This is a genomic window from Phreatobacter sp. AB_2022a (assembly GCF_026847585.1).
Lineage (GTDB): Bacteria > Pseudomonadota > Alphaproteobacteria > Rhizobiales > Phreatobacteraceae > Phreatobacter.
Window position 1 is genome coordinate 95214 of sequence record NZ_JAPSET010000011.1, and the last position, 15621, is coordinate 110834.

A 15621-nucleotide genomic window follows, 5' to 3' on the forward strand; every position below is an offset into this window, starting at 1 on the left:
TGCCGTTGGGGAGGATCGGATGTTGCGTTGTCTGGCCGCCGCGCTCGTCGCGGCGACGATTGCAGGCGCGCCGGCCCGTGCCGGCAGCTATCCGGAGCGGCCGATCACGCTGATCGTGCCTTTCGCGGCCGGCGGCTCGACCGACGTCTTCGCCCGCCTCGTCGGCCAGTCGATGTCGCAGACCCTCGGCCAGCAGGTCATCGTCGAGAATGCGGCCGGGGCGGGCGGCACGGTGGCGGCGAGCCGCGTCGCACGGGCAGCACCCGATGGCTATACGCTGCTGATCCATCACCTGGCGCTTGCCGCGGGAGCAACGCTCTATCCGCGCCTGAGCTACGACACGCTGGCCGACTTCGCGCCGATCGGCCTCGTCAATTCCGGCCCCTATGTGATCGTCTCCAAGCCGGATCTGCCGCCGCGCGACATCGGCGCGCTGCTCGCCTATGTCAGGACCAACCGCGAGAACGTCCGGATGGGACATTCGGGCGTTGGTGCGGGCTCGCATCTGTGCATCATGCTGCTGCAGGCGATGCTCGGCGTGAAGGTCAACGAAATTCCCTATCGCGGCGCCGGTCCGGCCATGAACGATCTCGTTGGCGGCCAGATCGACATGATGTGCGACCAGACCACCAATTCCATTCCCCAGATCCGCGGCGGCCGGATCCGCGCCCATGCCGTGACGGTACCGGAGAGAGTCCAGCAGCTCGCGGAAATCCCGACCTTGCAGGAGGCGGGTCTGCAGGGTTTCGACGTGACGGTCTGGCACGCGATGTACGCGCCGCGGGGCACGCCCGGACCGGTGGTCGAGGCGCTCCATGGTGCATTGGAAAAGGCGCTCGAGGATCCGCTGATCCTCGCCCGGTTCGACGAGCTCGGCACGGTCGTCTATCCGCGCGGCCGGCGCGGGCCCGCCGAAGCGCGTGCGCAGCTCGAGCGCGAGGTCGCCAAATGGGGCAGGGTCATCCGCGCGGCCGGGGTCAGCGCGGCGCAGTGACGCAGGCGGGCTGCATGGCGGAGCGGCGTCCTCGCCGCTTGACCTCGGGCGCCTCGCGGGCGACATGACCGTCTCGACGCGGAGCAGTCCATGTCCGATCCCCGCCTGTCTCCGCGCATCCTCGTGCCGCTCCTGGTGATCCTGACGGCGATCGGCCCGATCGCCCTCAACCTGCCGCTGCCGGCTGTGCCGGCGCTCGCCCGCTATTTCGACGCCGATCCGGGGCTCGTCCAGCTCACCGTCACACTCTACCTCGCCGGCATGGCCGGCGCGCAGCTGCTGCACGGACCCCTGTCCGACCGCTATGGCCGGCGCCCCGTCATCATCGGCGCGCTGGTGCTGACGACGGTGATGAGCCTCGCGGCCGCGGCTGCCGCCAGCATCGGCTGGCTGATCGCGGCAAGGGTGCTGCAGTCGCTCGGCGCTTCCGCAGGGCTCGTCGTCGGCCGGGCGGTGATCCGGGACGTATTCGATCGTGACCGGTCCGCCTCCATGATCGGCTGGGTCACCATGGCCATGATGGTCGCACCCATGGTCGCGCCTTCGATCGGCGGCGTGCTCAACGAGACCGTCGGTTGGCGCTGGATCTTCGTGGCGACCGCCGTCATCACCGGATTGGCCCTCGCAGCCACCGTTGTCGGCCTGCCGGAAACGCGTGCCGGCGCGGCCTCGCCTTCCGCGGGCGAGATCCTGCGCGACGCGCGCCATCTCCTCGCCGATCGCAACTTTCTCGGCTATCTCGGCATCGGGGCAGTGTCGTCGGTCACCTTTTTCGCCTTTGTCGGCGGCGCGCCGCATGTCGTGGTCAGCGTCATGGGCGAAAGCTCGACCACCTACGGGCTTTGGTTCATCGCCAATGCCGCAGGCTACATGATCGGCAATGCCGTGTCCGGCCGCTATTCCATGCGCTTCGGGGGCGACCGGCTGATCGCCTGGGGCTGCGTCCTGATGATCGGCGCGGCGCTCATCCAGTTCGGCATTGCCCTGACCGGCCTGATGACCCACCCCGCCATGCTGTTCCTGCCACAGGCGGGCATCGCCTTTGCCAATGGCCTGCAATTGCCCGGCGCGGTGGCCGGGGCGGTCAGCATCAATCCGCAGGCCGCCGGCTCGTCCTCGGGCCTTGTCGGCTTCGCCCAGATGGGCCTCGGGGCGGTGGCGGCGCAGCTTGCCGGCAGCCTGGTCGGCCTTCATGTCAGCGCGACGCCGATGGTGGCCCTGATTCTGGCCGCGGCGATCGGCGCCTGGGCCTGCATGCTGCTCGTCGATCGCCGGTCCTCGCTTCCCTTGCGGTAGAAAAAGGCCAGGAGACCGAAAACGTTGAGGAAATTTTAGCGCGTGCGCCGTGAAATACGGTCCGCTGGCGGCACGGGCGCACCATGGACTTTCTCAAGGCATCGGCCATTCGGATCCAGGCGGCGCCACGCCTTCGCCTGACCTGGAGCCTTGGCGCGCTCGCGCTTCTGCTCGCCATCGGCGCGCTGATCATGCCCCTGGCGGCCCGGCCGGTCAGCCGGCTGCCGGCCTTCATGCTGGCCTATGGCGTGACCATGGTGGTGCTCAACGCTCTGCTCGCGACGCTGTTCCTGTGCAAGGCGACCGCCAGCGGCCAGAGCCGGCTCAACATCCTCGCCGCGGCCTATATTTTCGTCGTGCTCATGATGATGCCGGCGGTCTTCAGTTTTCCCGACGCCATCGTCGCGGGCTCGATCATCGGCAACCGCATGAGCGCGATCTACCTCTGGATCGCCTGGCACTACGGCTTCGGGCTTGCCGCCGTCTGGTATCTGACCCGGTCCGGCGCGGACCACTATCGCGCCGGGCCGATCCTTCTCGGCACGCTCGCCGTTGCCGCCGCCACCGTCGTCGGTGTGACGCTCGGGGCCGAGCGCCTGCCGGACATCTTCGTCGACGGCGTCGCTTTCGGCTCGCCGGCCCTGAAACTGGTGCCGGTATCGCTGCTGGCGCTGGCTCTCGCCGGCTTCGTCCTGTCCGTCCAGCGGGCGCACACGGCCGAGGATGCCGGCCTCGCCGTCGGCCTGGGGGCGACCTGCCTCGACATCTGGCTGAGCTTCTACGGCGGCCCGCAATATTCGGCCGGCTGGTATGCCGCCAAGGTCTTCGGCCTGACGGCGTCGGTGGCGGTGCTGGCCGCGCTTTGCCTGGAGATCACGAGGCTCTATCTCAATGCCGCCAAGGCCAACGAAGTGCTCCGCCGCCTCGCCGAACGCGACGGGCTGACGCAGCTTTTCAATCGGCGCCACTTCGACGAGCAGCTCGCGGAACAGTGGGGGCTTGCCAGCCGATCGGGCCAGGCGATTTCGGTGATCATGATCGATATCGACTGGTTCAAGAGCTACAATGACACCTATGGTCACCAGGTCGGTGATCTCTGCCTGCGCGCGGTCGGGCTGGCGCTGATCGGGGTCAGCCCGGACCGTCAGGATTTCGTCAGCCGCTACGGCGGCGAGGAGTTCGTCGTGCTGGTGCCGGCGGCCGATGCGTCTGGTGCCGCCGCCGTCGCCGAGGAGATCCGCGCCGCGGTGGCGCGGCTTGCCGTGCCGCACAGGTCGAGCCCCAAAGGGCGGGTCACCGTCAGCGTCGGCGCCTTTACGATGGTGGCCGAGGGGGCGAGGCCCGACCTCATCATGCGGCGGGCCGACGAATGCCTTTATGAAGCCAAGGCGCGGGGCCGCGACCAGGTGGTGAGCGCGTCGGCGATCGTGCCTCCGGTCCGGCCGGACAACCACCGGCTGGCGGCGTGCGCGGCCTAACGGTCACGGCATCGGCGCGTCGACCGATTGCAGCAGCACGAACCAGGGCGCGGCCTCCGGGCGGCAGACCGGGCCGGGCTCGGCATTGTCCAGACAGGCGGGACGCTGCCTGGCCGGCGCCAGCGCCCCTCGCCGGTCGGCGCGCAGGCCACGCCGCGTGACCGATTGCAGCACATTGCCTCCGATGATCGTCGCGACGCGTCCGGGGCGGTCGACGCCGATCACGATGTCGCAATGCAGGTTCCAGACCGGCCGCTCGCCGCGCGCGAGAGCGCCGGCAAGGCTTGCGAACAGGCTGCCGGAAAGACCGAGCGCGTCGATCTCCGCTGGCGGGTGACGATGGTTGCAGATGAGATCGCCTGGACGCATGGGAGTGCGGCGCGGATCGCAGGCGCGATAGAAGGCCGTCGCTGCGTGCCCGGCGGCCTCCTCGCGTGAGCGGCCGGCGGCTTCGGCGACATAGTCGACATGGGCCTGGCTGGCGGCGAAGCGCGAGCGCGCGACGCCGGCGCTCAGCGCGACATGGGATGCGAAGGCCGCGGACCACGGCACGTCGACGAGGGCGGCGCGGATCGCCGATTGCAGCATGGCCTCGCGGTCCTCTGCCGAACCCCCAGCCTGGTCCGCGGCCTCCCTCAGGCCGGCCAGCGGCACGGCGACGCCGGCCGTCGTCGCCGCCGGGTTGTCGATCAGGCCCGGAAGGCGCCTGACCTCGAGCGGCAGGCGCTCCAGGGCGCCGAGGGTCTGCCAGTAGCGCATCACCTGGCGCCAGGGCGCGCCGTGGCCCGCAGGGTCGTTCCGGAAGGCCTCGGCTTCGACGGCGCCGAAACGCAGGAAGCGGCCGTCGCGATCGATGACGTGACCGCCGAAAGCCTCGTGCTCGCGCACGGCGGTCGCCGCGACCTCGATGGCCAGCGGGGAGGGCGGCAGGGCGGCCGTCGTTCGACACAGGCGGTCGATGGCGGCCAACTCCTGGGATGTGAAGGGCTCGACGGCCTTCGCCGGCGACAGCACGGCAAGCAGCAGGATGGGAACGAGGGATGGGCGCATGGCGGGATCAGCGCACGCGTCCGGTTCTTGCGCAAGGCCGTCGAGTCAGGGGTGGGGCCTGCCAGGATCCGGCTGTCCGAGCATGGGCAGGAACAGGCCGGCGAGCGTCTCGGCTATGGCGGCGCGATCGACGGGTCGGTGTTCGGCGGCTGCGCGTGCGATGGCATCGTCCACGACGCCATGCATGCCTTCGAACAGGACGATGGCGGCGGCGCGCGCGTCGCCGAGCCGCCAGGAGCCGGCATCCTGGCCGGCCATCAGCACGGCCTGCAACTGCTCCAGCACGGCGTCCTTCTCGCGCGAGCGCCGGTTGTCATGGCGAAAGTCGTGAAACACGACGTCGTGCAGGGCGACATTGTCGAGATAGGTTGCAACCGCGGCCCGGATCCAGGCCGTCAGCCGCGCATCCGCAGGCTCCGCGGGCGCGGCTGCGAGGGCCCCTGCGATACGGCTGAGAAACCCTGCGGTGAACCGGTCGCGCAGGGCGAGCACGACATCCGTCTTCGCTGGGAAGTAGTGATAATAGGTACCCTTGGCGACTCCCGCCGCCGCGACGATGTCGTCGACGGTCGTCGCCTCCACGCCCTGTGCGATGAACAGCCGTGCGGCCGCGTCCATCAGGTCGTCGCGCCGCTCCTCGGCCGGCTTGGTGCGTGGAACGGCCGTGGCCCTGTCGCGCTTCATCCCCCGATTCTGCCTGATCATCGCCACTCCGTCATCGCGCCCGGCCTTGTCGAGCGCACCGCCCTTGGTGCCATGATTTATAATTGATCTCAACTACATCGGATCAATTGACTGACGGTCGGTCAGTATCTATTCAAGCGGCTCGTTACCCTTCTCGCAGAGCCGTCATGACCCAATCCAACCGCTTCCTGCTGGTCGCCGCCGTCTATCTCGGCACGTTCATGGCGGCGCTCGACATTTCGATCGTCAGCGTCGCCCTGCCATCGATCCAGACCGCGCTGCATACCGACCTCGCCGGCCTGCAATGGGTGGTCGGCGCCTATGCCCTGTGCCTGTCCGCCTTCATGCTGTCGGCCGGACCGATCGGCGATCGCTATGGTCGCAAGCGCGCATGGCTCGCGGGCGTCGTCATCTTCATGGCCGGCTCGGCGGTCTGCGCGGCCGCCCCGAACCTCCTGGTGCTGGTGGCCGGCTGCGCGATCCAGGGGATTGCCGGCGCCTTCCTCATTCCGGGCGCGCTGTCGATCCTGACGCAGGCCTTTCCGGAGCCTGCCGAGCGGGCGCACGTCATTGGCGGCTGGTCCTCGTTCAGCGCGATCTCGCTGGTTCTGGGCCCGATCCTCGGCGGGCTTCTCGTCGACCACTGGGGCTGGCCGAGCATCTTCCTCATCAACCTGCCGCTGGGCTTCGTCGCGTTTGGCTGCGGCCTTGCCGGCATTGCCGAGAGTGCCGACCCCGACCATGCCGCCCTTGATCCGGCCGGGCAGGTGCTCAGCATGGCCGTGCTCGGCTTCGTGACCTACGGCCTGATCACCGCCGGCAGCGCCGGCTGGACCGGCACGGCCACATGGGTCGCCCTCACGGCGGGCCTCTTGGCCTTCATGGGGTTCGTCGCGGTCGAGACGCGGGCGGCAAGGCCGCTCCTGCCGCTCGATCTGTTCCGCGACCCGGCCTTCGCCGCCACCAATGTCGCCTCGTTCATCCTCGGATTCGCCGGCTACAGCAGCCTGTTCTTCATCTCGCTGCTGCTGCAGCGCGCCCAGGGCTGGAGCGCGACCGGCGCCGGCTGGGCCATGGCGCCGCAATTCGTCCTGATGGCCGGCGTCTCCGCCCTGTTCGGCCGGCTCGCGGCGCGCCACGGCGTCGCCCGGCTGATGATGCTCGGCTATGCCCTGGTCGGGTTCGCCATGCTGGGCATGGCGACCATCACGGAAGTCACGCCGTATCTCGTGCTCGCGCTGCTGCTGGCGGGGCTCGGCGTCGGCATGGGGCTCGCCGTGCCGGCCACCGGCGCGATGATCATGCTATCGGTGCCCCGCCGGCGCTCCGGGATGGCGTCGGCCACCATGAACGCGCTGCGCCAGGCCGGCATGACCATTGGGGTCGCCCTGCTGGGCACGGTCATGACGCTGAAGGCCGTCGGGCTTCTGACAGCGACGCTTGAGCGTGCCGGCATTGCCGATGCGGCTCATGTGGCCAACCTCGCGCTCGTCCGCCACGAGGTTGCCGCGGGCCTCGCCGTCGACCCCGGCCGCTTCCAGGCCATGGCGGAAGCCGCGGTCGCCGGTGGCTTCCAGATGGCGATGCTATGCGCCGGGCTCGCCGGGATGATCGCGGTCGTGCTGCTGGCGGCGGCGCGCAGGCGCCCTGCAAGCGGCTAACGGAGCGCGCACAGCCCCTCGCATGGGGTCTCCTGCATCGCAGCGATGAACCGTTTGGCCGATGCCTGGGCTTCCCCCGTCAGCGCGGGGAGGGCCGTTATCATCGCCGCGCTCAGGGCCACCCGGTCGTCGCCGCTCACGAGAGCAGCGAGAGCCACCGCATTGTCGGCGAAGGCCTGGGTGACGCGCTGCCGGTTCGCCGGCGACAGGGCGGGACTCCGCAGGGCGAGGACGATGCCGCTGACATATTCGAGAATGCCAAGCCGCATCTGGCGCAGGCCCTGTTTGCGCGTTTCGTCGAACTGGCCGGGCGGAAGACGGCTGACGAGGTCGTTCAAGGCCGGAGCGGCGGCCCCGAAGACCATGATGAGAAAGGCCTGCGCGCGTGTAATTTCATCCTGGAATGTCGCCACGTTGCGTGCGGTATCGGGCGCGGCCGCCGGATCGGCGCTGAACAGGGCGTAGGTCTTGATGATTCTGCTCTGCCGCTCGACGATGGCGAGAAGCCTTGGCACGTCGGCGGCCGCATAGGGAGGCCGGCCGAGCAGGGCATCGGCGTCCCAGAGGCGCTGGAGAATGGCGGCATCGCCCGCAACCGACAGGCGCGGCAGGGTGTCGCGCTGGCGCGCTTCACGCACCAGGGTGTCGAAGGCGGCCGAGGCGGCGGCGAGCTCGGCCGGGGCAGATGGCGGTACCTCGGCCCGCGTCGCGGCACCGGTCGCGAAGGCGGTCATCGCGGCGGCAAGAAAAGCGATCGCAACCCGTCGGGCCATGCGCTTTCATCCTCCGGCAAATCGTCCCCTTGCGCGGACCGGCGCGACGGGGGCCGCGTCGGACGGTGCCGGCATCGCCCCGGAAGGTCCAGCCACCTCTGGTTGCAGCGGATGGATGCGGCCCTCGCTCCGTCAGTCGAGCGCGCATAGCCCGCGGCAGGGACTTTCGCGCGCCGCCGCCATCAAGAGCTTCGCGGGCCTTTGCGCCTCCGCCGGCAGCGACGGCAGCGCGGTTTCCATCGCCGTCGCCAGCATGACACGGTTGCGGCGGGTCATGAGCCCGGCAATCGCATCGGCGTTGTCGCCAAGTGCCGTCGCGATCGTCACCTGGGCCGCCGGCCGGATCTCCGGCACCCGCAGCAGCAGGGCCGCACGGCCGATCACTTCGAGGACGCTGTCGCGGAAGTCCCTGAGCTTGGTCTGGTCGTCGGGTGCGAGGGTTTCGGGCGAGGGGTAGCGCACCATGTCACCGCGTGCGGCAATGACCGCACCCCAGCCATTGATCTGCGCGGCAAGGGCCTGGGCCACTTCATCCTGGAAGGTCACGAAATTGGCGGCGAGATTGGGGCGGGCCGCGGGATCGCTGGCGTGGGTAAGATAGGTCCGCAGGACCACATGCTGCTTGTCCATGACGTCGAGCAGGGGTGAAAGATCGGCGAGCGTATAAGGCGGGCGGCCAAACAGCATGCCGACGTCCCACAGGCGGTTCAGGACCTCAGCCTCCCGTGGCACTGCAAGGCGCGGTAGCGTACCCCGTGCGCGCGTCTCGGCGAGCAGGGCTTCGAACGCTGCATAATTCGCATTGAAACCCGAGACCGCGCCGGGCGAGACCTCGGTACGGGCCGGTCCTGCCGCCATGACGATGGCCGCGATAACCAGAGCGCTCCAGCGGCTGAGCCATGTCATGCTTCACCTCCCGTTCCGTGTGCCGTCATCTGCGGCGCAAAGGCCAGCACCGGGTAATGGTCCTTTGTTTCCAGCACTTTTCGTGGGAGGCCCGTCGCGACCATGGGCATGCCGGCATCGGGCCGGCCGTCAGTGCGGTTGCCAGCCATCCTCGGCGAGGACATCGCCGGCGAGATAGAGCGAGCCGGTGATCAGGACCCGCGGCGGCAGGGGACCGGAGGGAAGCGCCGATGCGGCGGCCAGCGCCTCGGCGAGGCTGCCGGTCGCAGTGGCGTCGAGCCCGATCGAGCGGGCCGCCGCGGCAAGATCGTCGGCCGTCAGCGCAGCCGGATGGCTGAACGGCACGGTGAACACTGTGGGGTTCAGCCCGGTGAAGTGCGCCAGGAAGCCGCGCGGGTCCTTGGTCGACATCATGCCGATGATCATCACCAGCGGCCGGGGATCGCGGGCGGCCATCCGCCGGACCGCTTCGCTCAGCACCTCGCCGCCGCCGGGATTGTGGCCGCCGTCGAGCCAGACCTCGCACTGCGCCGGCAGGGCCTTGGCGATCCGGCCCTTGGTCAGATTCTGCAGCCGCGCCGGCCATTCCACGGTGGTCAGGCCGCGCTCGATGTCCGCTGCGTTGAGCGAGAAGCCCGCGGTCTTCACCGCGGCGATCGCCGTGCCGGCGTTTTCGAACTGGTGGGCGCCGATCAGCTTCGGCGGGGCGGCATCGATCAGGCCGTCCTCGTCCTGGTAGACGAACCGGCCGTTCTCCTCGCGCGAGACCCAGTCGAGGCCGGAGACCAGGAGCCTGGCACGCTGGCTCGCCGCCATGGCTTCGATGACGGCGAGCGCTTCCGGTGTCTGCCGCGCCACGACGCAGGGCCGGCCACGTTTCAGGATGCCCGCCTTCTCGCCCGCAATCTTGGCGACGGTGTCGCCGAGATAGTCGGCATGGTCCATCGAGACGGGGGTGATGACGGTGACGGCCGGCCGGGTGATGACATTGGTCGCGTCGAGCCGGCCGCCCATACCGACCTCGAGGATCACGGCATCGGCCGGATTGCGCGCGAACAGGAGAAAGCCGGCGGCAGCGGTGATCTCGAACTGGGTGATCGGCTCGCCGCCGTTCAGCCGCTCGACCTCCAGCAGGACCGCGGCGAGCGTCTCGTCGTCGACGATCCGCCCCCCGCTCGGGCGACCGATGCGGTAGCGCTCGTGAAAGCGCACCAGATGCGGCGAGGTATAGACATGCACCGTGCGCCCGGAGGCCTCGAGCAGGGCGCGGGCGAAGGCAGTGGTCGATCCCTTGCCGTTGGTGCCGGCCACGTGAATCACCGGCGGCAGGTGCTGTTCGGGATTGCCGAGCGCCTTCAGCACGCGGTGCATCCGGTCGAGCGACATGTCGATCAGCTTCGGATGCAGCTTGGTCAGCCGTTCCAGGATGGCGTCGATGGGGGTCATGGCGGACATGCTCGCGGGCCGGATTGCGCCGTCCTGGACGGACTGGAGTTCAGCCGCCGGCGCTCTGCTGGCGCGCTCCGGCGACGGCAATCATGTCAGGCGGCCTCGGCTTCGCCGGCGGGCGCCGTCTTGGTCAGGACCCGGCAGAGGCGGGCGAGCGTTGCGCGCAGGTCGTGCCGGTGAACGACCATGTCCACCATGCCGTGATCCTTGAGATATTCCGAGCGCTGGAAGCCTTCGGGCAGCTTCTCGCGGATGGTCTGCTCGATCACGCGCGGACCGGCGAAGCCGATCAGCGCGCCGGGCTCTGCGAGATGCACGTCGCCGAGCATGGCATAGCTCGCGGTCACGCCGCCGGTGGTCGGATTGGTCAGGACCACGATATAGGGGAGCCTGGCGTCGCGCAGCGCCTGCACCGCCACCGTCGTGCGCGGCATCTGCATCAGCGACAGGATGCCTTCCTGCATGCGCGCGCCGCCCGACGCGGTGAAGATGATGAAGGGCGTGTTCTTCTCGACGGCGGTCATCATGCCCTTGACGATGGCTTCGCCTGCAGCGGTGCCGAGCGAGCCGGCCATGAAGTCCATGTCCTGCACGGCGACCGTGACCGCGAGGCCTTCGAGCTTGCCGTAGCCGACCTTGATCGCATCGTTCATGCCGGTCTTCGCCCGGGCATCCTTGATGCGGTCGACGTAGCGTTTCTCGTCGCGGAACTTCAACGGATCGAGCGCGACCTCGGGCAGCGGCACGTCGAACCAAGTGCCATTGTCGAAGACCGACTTCAGCCGCGCCGTCGAGCCCATGCGCATATGAACGCCCGAGCCCGGGATGACGAAGAGATTGCTCTCCAGGTCCTTGTGAAACACCATCTGGCCGGTTTCCGGGCACTTGATCCAGAGGTTTTCCGGCGTATCGCGCTTCAGGAAGGAGCGGATCTTGGGGGGAAGGACGTCGGTGATCCAGTTCATGGCAGGGTCCGATACCTTGTTGTTCCGGCCAGACGGCCGCCACGGGCGGTGGGCGGCACCAATATAGGAGGGCGGTGCGGCGTCCGCGAGGCGGCGCCGCTTCCGGCTGCGGCTATTCGGCGGCGCGCCGGGCGCCGCGCACGCCGGCGGCCAGCGCCGCGACGAGCTCGGCGACGGCCTCGGTGGTCCGCGGTCCCGCCTTGCCGGAGCCGTCGAGCGAGGCCTTGACGGTATCGACGATGGCCGAGCCGACGACCACGGCATCGGCGCTCCGGGCGACCGCCGCGGCATGGTCGGCATTCTTGACGCCGAAGCCGACCGCCACGGGCAGTGCGGTATGGCGCTTGATCCGGGCGACGGCCTGCGCCGTCTGGTCGAAGTTCGGCGTCGCCATGCCTGTAATGCCGGTGATCGAGACGTAGTAGACGAAGCCCGACGTGTTGTTCAGCACGGTCGGCAGGCGCTTGTCGTCGGTCGTCGGGGTCGCCAGCCGGATGAAGTTGAGGCCGGCCTTCAACGCGGGCAGGCAGAGCTCGTCATCTTCTTCCGGCGGCAGGTCGACGACGATCAGGCCGTCGATGCCGGCAGCCCTGGCATCGGCGAGAAAGGCCTCGACGCCGTAGATATAGATCGGATTGTAGTAGCCCATCAGCACGATCGGGGTCGTCTGGTCGCCCTGGCGGAACCAGGCGATGTCCTCGAGCGTCTTCTTCAGCGTCTGGCCACCGGCGAGTGAACGCAGGCCGGCGGCCTGCACGGCGGGGCCATCGGCCATCGGATCGGTGAAGGGCATGCCGAATTCGATCACGTCGGCGCCGGCCCCCGGCAGGGCCTTGAGGATGGAGCGCGCGCTTTCGCGGTCCGGATCGCCGGCCATCACATAGGTGACGAGGCCGGCGCGGCCTTCGCGCGCGAGATCGGCGAAGCGGGTGTCGAGGCGGGTGCTCACAGCTTGGTTCCCAGAATTTCGGCGACCTGCGGGACGTCCTTGTCGCCGCGACCGGAGAGATTGACGACCATCAGGTGGTCGCGGGGCTTTTGCGGGGCGAGCTCGGCGACCTTGGCGAGCGCATGGGCCGATTCGAGCGCGGGGATGATGCCTTCGATCTTCGACAGCAGCTGGAAGGCGGCGAGCGCCTCGTCGTCGGTCGCCGAGAGATAGGTGACGCGCCCGGTATCGTTGAGCCAGGCATGTTCAGGCCCGATGCCGGGATAGTCGAGCCCGGCGGAGATGGAATGAGCCTCCTGGATCTGGCCGTCCTCGTCCATCAGCAGATAGGTGCGGTTGCCGTGCAGCACGCCGGGCCGGCCGCCGGCGATCGATGCCGCGTGCAGCTTGGTCAGGCCGTGCCCGGCCGCTTCCACGCCGTAGATCTCGACGCCGGGGTCGTCGAGGAAGGGATGGAACAGGCCGATCGCGTTGGAGCCGCCGCCGATGCAGGCGATGAGGCTGTCGGGCAGCCGCCCTTCGGCCTCCTGCATCTGGCTGCGCGTCTCGTTGCCGATGATCGACTGGAAGTCGCGCACCATGCCGGGATAGGGGTGCGGGCCGGCGACGGTGCCGATGCAGTAGAAGGTGTCGCCGACATTGGTGACCCAGTCGCGCAGAGCCTCGTTCATCGCGTCCTTGAGCGTGCGGGCGCCCGACTGGACCGGCACGACCTCCGCGCCCAGCATCTTCATGCGGAACACGTTGGGGGCCTGCCGCTCGACGTCGACAGCGCCCATATAGACGACGCATTGCAGGCCGAAGCGGGCGCACAGCGTCGCGGTCGCAACGCCGTGCTGACCGGCGCCGGTCTCGGCGATGATGCGCTTCTTGCCCATCCGGCGCGCCAGCATGATCTGGCCCAGCACATTGTTGACCTTGTGCGAGCCGGTATGGTTCAGCTCCTCGCGCTTGAGGTAAATGCGCGCGCCGCCGAGGTGCTCACTCAGGCGCTCGGCGAAATAGAGCGGGCTCGGCCGGCCGACATAGTGCTTGAGGTAGCCGGACATCTCGGCCGCGAAGGCCGGATCGGCCTTGGCCTCGGCATAGGCCTTTTCGAGGTTCAGGATCAGCGGCATCAGCGTTTCCGCGACGAAGCGGCCGCCGTAATCGCCGAACCGCCCGCGGTCGTCGGGACCGGACCGGTAGGAATTCGGTTTGACTTGGCTGTTCATCGCTTGTCTCCTGCGCCGGCCGCCATCTCGGCCGCGGCCTGGCGTGCGGCGGCCACGAAGGCCCTGATCTTCACCGGATCCTTGACGCCGGGGGCGCTTTCCACGCCGGACGAGACGTCCACGCCGCCAAGACGGGTCAGCTTGATCGCATCGGCGACGTTCGCGGGATCGAGGCCACCGGAAAGCATGACCGGGCGTCCGGGGTCAAGGCCGGCGACCAGGCGCCAGTCGAATGTCAGGCCGTTGCCGCCGGGCAGGGCAGTTTCGCTCTTCGGCGGCTTGGCGTCGAGCAGGATCAGCTCCGAAACCGCGGCATAGGCCGGCACGGGCGCGAGATCGGCGGTTTCGGCGACGCCGATGGCCTTCATCGCGCGGACCTTGAAGCGCTGCCTGATGTCGGCGACCCGTTCGGGCGTTTCGGCGCCGTGAAGCTGAATGAGGTCCGGCTTGAGATTGGCCATCACGTCGGCGAGGAAATCGTCGCTCGGATCGACGGTCAGCGCCACGACGCCGGCCCGCCCGCAGGTGCGGCCCGACAGGGTGCAGGCGGTCGCGAGCGAGACATTGCGCGGGCTCTTCTCGAAAAACACCAGCCCGACCATGTCGGCGCCGGCGTCGAGCGCCGTTTCCATGGCGGGCATCGTCGTGATCCCGCAGATCTTCACCAGCAAGGGCATGCGGCTATTTAGAGACTGCCGCGAGCGCGCGCCAGTGCCCCAGGCGCGGGCGTCGGCTCCTCGCGGGGGCCGGTCCCGCCCGCGGCTCACGCCCAGCGCTTGAAGATCACGCTGGCATTGACGCCGCCGAAACCGAAGCCGTTCGACATGGCATGGGTGAGCGCCATGGGGCGGGCGGTGCGGGCGACGAGGTCGACGCCTTCCGCGGCCGGATCGGGATTGTGGAGGTTGAGGGTCGGCGGCACCGTCTGGGTGCGCAGGGCTTGAATGGTGAAGATCGCCTCCAGCCCGCCGGCCGCGCCGAGCAGGTGGCCGGTCGCCGACTTGGTCGAGGTGACCGCCACGCGCTTGTCGCGGCCGAACAGGGTCTTGATGGCTTCGAGTTCGCCCTGGTCGCCAACCGGCGTGGAGGTGGCATGGGCGTTGAGGTGCTGGATGTCGGCGGGCGTGAGGCCCGCCTGCGCCAGCGCAGCCTCCATCGAGCGGCGGGCACCGTCGCCGTCCTCCGGGCCGGAGGTGATGTGATAGGCGTCGGCCGACGTGCCGTAGCCGACGAGTTCGGCGATCGGCGTCGCGCCGCGCGCAAGGGCGTGATCGAGAGCCTCGATGACCAGCATGCCCGCGCCTTCGCCCATGACGAAACCGTCGCGGTCGCTGTCGAACGGGCGCGAGGCAAGCTCCGGTGTGTCGTTGAAGCTGGTCGAGAGCGCCCGCGCGGCGGCGAAGCTGCCGAGGCTGACCACGTCGACGCAGGCTTCACTGCCGCCGCACAGGGCGATGTCGGCCTCGCCCGCGCGGATCATGCGTGCGGCATCGCCGATCGCCTGGACGCTGGCCGCGCAGGCGGTCACCGGCGCGCCCAGCGGTCCCTTGAAGCCATGGCGGATCGAAACCTGGCCGGCAGCGAGATTGACCAGGAAGGAGGGCACGGTGAACGGCGAGAGCCGGCGCACGCCGCGCGTGTCGACGGTCCGGACCGCTTCGACCATGGCGGGGAAGCCGCCGATGCCGGAGGCGATGATGGTCGCGGTGCGATGCTGCTGAGCCGGCGTTTCGGCGACCCAGCCGGCCTGATTGATCGCTTCTTCCGCCGCTAGCAGCGAGAACAGGATGAAGCGATCCATCTTGCGCTGGTCCTTGGGCGGCGCCGCGCGGTCCGGGTCGAATCCGCCCTCGGGATCCTGCTGGCGGTCCGGAACCAGGCCGGCGATCTTGGCCGGCAACTGGGCCGCGATCGCCTCCGGCAGCGCGCGAATTCCCGAGCGGCCGGCCGTGAGGCGCGACCAGGCGAGATCGACGCCGCAGCCGAGCGGCGAAACGAGGCCCTGTCCAGTGACGACGATACGGCGCATCTCAGGCTCCCGGGGCAGGCGATCGGCGGATCGGCCGCCAGTCCCTGCCGCAAGGCATGGGCATGGCCGGATGATCCGCGGTCGGGTCGTCGGTCGGCGTCATCGAGACAGCCGCATAGCCGGGGCGCCGGCATCTGGCAAGCCGCAAAGGCCGCGGCTGGCGGCCGGCCGGG

General features: G+C 69.3%; 14 protein-coding genes. 4 read left to right on the forward strand and 10 right to left on the reverse strand.

The genetic code is table 11. The annotated features are described in order from the left end of the window. The first annotated feature begins 19 nt into the window (after positions 1 to 19). The 3 genes from OZ671_RS10345 to OZ671_RS10355 all read left to right on the forward strand — a co-directional run bounded on the left by OZ671_RS10345 (position 20) and on the right by OZ671_RS10355 (position 3768). Positions 20 to 994 carry a tripartite tricarboxylate transporter substrate-binding protein gene (locus OZ671_RS10345; protein WP_268860683.1) on the forward strand — a complete coding sequence of 325 codons (975 nt, stop codon included), beginning with the start codon at positions 20 to 22 and terminating at the stop codon, positions 992 to 994. A 90-nt stretch (positions 995 to 1084) separates the two neighbouring features. Continuing rightward, complete coding sequence (locus OZ671_RS10350; protein WP_268860684.1) at positions 1085 to 2290, forward strand: multidrug effflux MFS transporter; 1206 nt, start codon at positions 1085 to 1087, stop codon at positions 2288 to 2290. An 83-nt stretch (positions 2291 to 2373) separates the two neighbouring features. Further along, a complete protein-coding gene (locus OZ671_RS10355) occupies positions 2374 to 3768 on the forward strand; it encodes a sensor domain-containing diguanylate cyclase (protein ID WP_268860685.1) in 1395 nt (464 codons plus the stop codon). Between the two features lie 3 nt (positions 3769 to 3771). Here OZ671_RS10355 and OZ671_RS10360 read toward each other — a convergent pair whose 3' ends face one another. Together OZ671_RS10360 and OZ671_RS10365 are read right to left on the reverse strand one after the other, a co-directional pair. Continuing rightward, entirely contained in the window at positions 3772 to 4818 is a 1047-nt protein-coding gene (locus OZ671_RS10360) for a DUF2272 domain-containing protein (protein WP_268860686.1), read from the reverse strand. A gap of 45 nt (positions 4819 to 4863) precedes the next feature. Beyond that, positions 4864 to 5502 carry a TetR/AcrR family transcriptional regulator gene (locus OZ671_RS10365; RefSeq protein WP_268860687.1) on the reverse strand — a complete coding sequence of 213 codons (639 nt, stop codon included), beginning with the start codon at positions 5500 to 5502 and terminating at the stop codon, positions 4864 to 4866. Positions 5503 to 5669: 167 nt separating this feature from the next. On the opposite strand from OZ671_RS10365, the gene OZ671_RS10370 reads away from it, so the two are divergent. Further along, positions 5670 to 7163, forward strand: a complete 1494-nt coding sequence (locus OZ671_RS10370) for an MFS transporter (RefSeq protein WP_268860688.1) — start codon at positions 5670 to 5672, stop codon at positions 7161 to 7163. On the opposite strand, the gene OZ671_RS10375 is transcribed toward OZ671_RS10370, so the two are convergent. From OZ671_RS10375 to fabF, 8 genes are all read right to left on the reverse strand, one after another. Then, entirely contained in the window at positions 7160 to 7936 is a 777-nt protein-coding gene (locus OZ671_RS10375; protein WP_268860689.1) for a hypothetical protein, read from the reverse strand. The genes OZ671_RS10370 and OZ671_RS10375 overlap by 4 nt on opposite strands. Positions 7937 to 8068: 132 nt before the next feature. Further along, on the reverse strand, positions 8069 to 8842 hold the full coding sequence (locus OZ671_RS10380) for a hypothetical protein (RefSeq protein WP_268860690.1): 774 nt from the start codon (positions 8840 to 8842) through the stop codon (positions 8069 to 8071). Between the two features lie 129 nt (positions 8843 to 8971). Beyond that, positions 8972 to 10288 (reverse strand): bifunctional folylpolyglutamate synthase/dihydrofolate synthase, encoded by a 1317-nt coding sequence (locus OZ671_RS10385; protein ID WP_268860691.1) that lies wholly within the window; start codon positions 10286 to 10288, stop codon positions 8972 to 8974. A gap of 95 nt (positions 10289 to 10383) precedes the next feature. Continuing rightward, the gene (gene accD / locus OZ671_RS10390) at positions 10384 to 11256 is read right to left on the reverse strand and encodes an acetyl-CoA carboxylase, carboxyltransferase subunit beta (RefSeq protein ID WP_268860692.1); all 873 of its coding nucleotides are present in this window, start codon (positions 11254 to 11256) and stop codon (positions 10384 to 10386) included. Between the two features lie 112 nt (positions 11257 to 11368). Continuing rightward, a complete protein-coding gene (gene trpA, locus OZ671_RS10395; protein ID WP_268860693.1) occupies positions 11369 to 12205 on the reverse strand; it encodes a tryptophan synthase subunit alpha in 837 nt (278 codons plus the stop codon). Next, positions 12202 to 13419 (reverse strand): tryptophan synthase subunit beta, encoded by a 1218-nt coding sequence (gene trpB, locus OZ671_RS10400; protein WP_268860694.1) that lies wholly within the window; start codon positions 13417 to 13419, stop codon positions 12202 to 12204. Before trpB ends, trpA begins: the two co-directional genes overlap by 4 nt. Then, positions 13416 to 14096 carry a phosphoribosylanthranilate isomerase gene (locus tag OZ671_RS10405; RefSeq protein ID WP_268860695.1) on the reverse strand — a complete coding sequence of 227 codons (681 nt, stop codon included), beginning with the start codon at positions 14094 to 14096 and terminating at the stop codon, positions 13416 to 13418. The genes trpB and OZ671_RS10405 overlap by 4 nt, the downstream gene beginning before the upstream one ends. A gap of 86 nt (positions 14097 to 14182) precedes the next feature. Then, entirely contained in the window at positions 14183 to 15448 is a 1266-nt protein-coding gene (gene fabF, locus OZ671_RS10410; RefSeq protein ID WP_268860696.1) for a beta-ketoacyl-ACP synthase II, read from the reverse strand. Positions 15449 to 15621 lie beyond the last annotated feature (173 nt).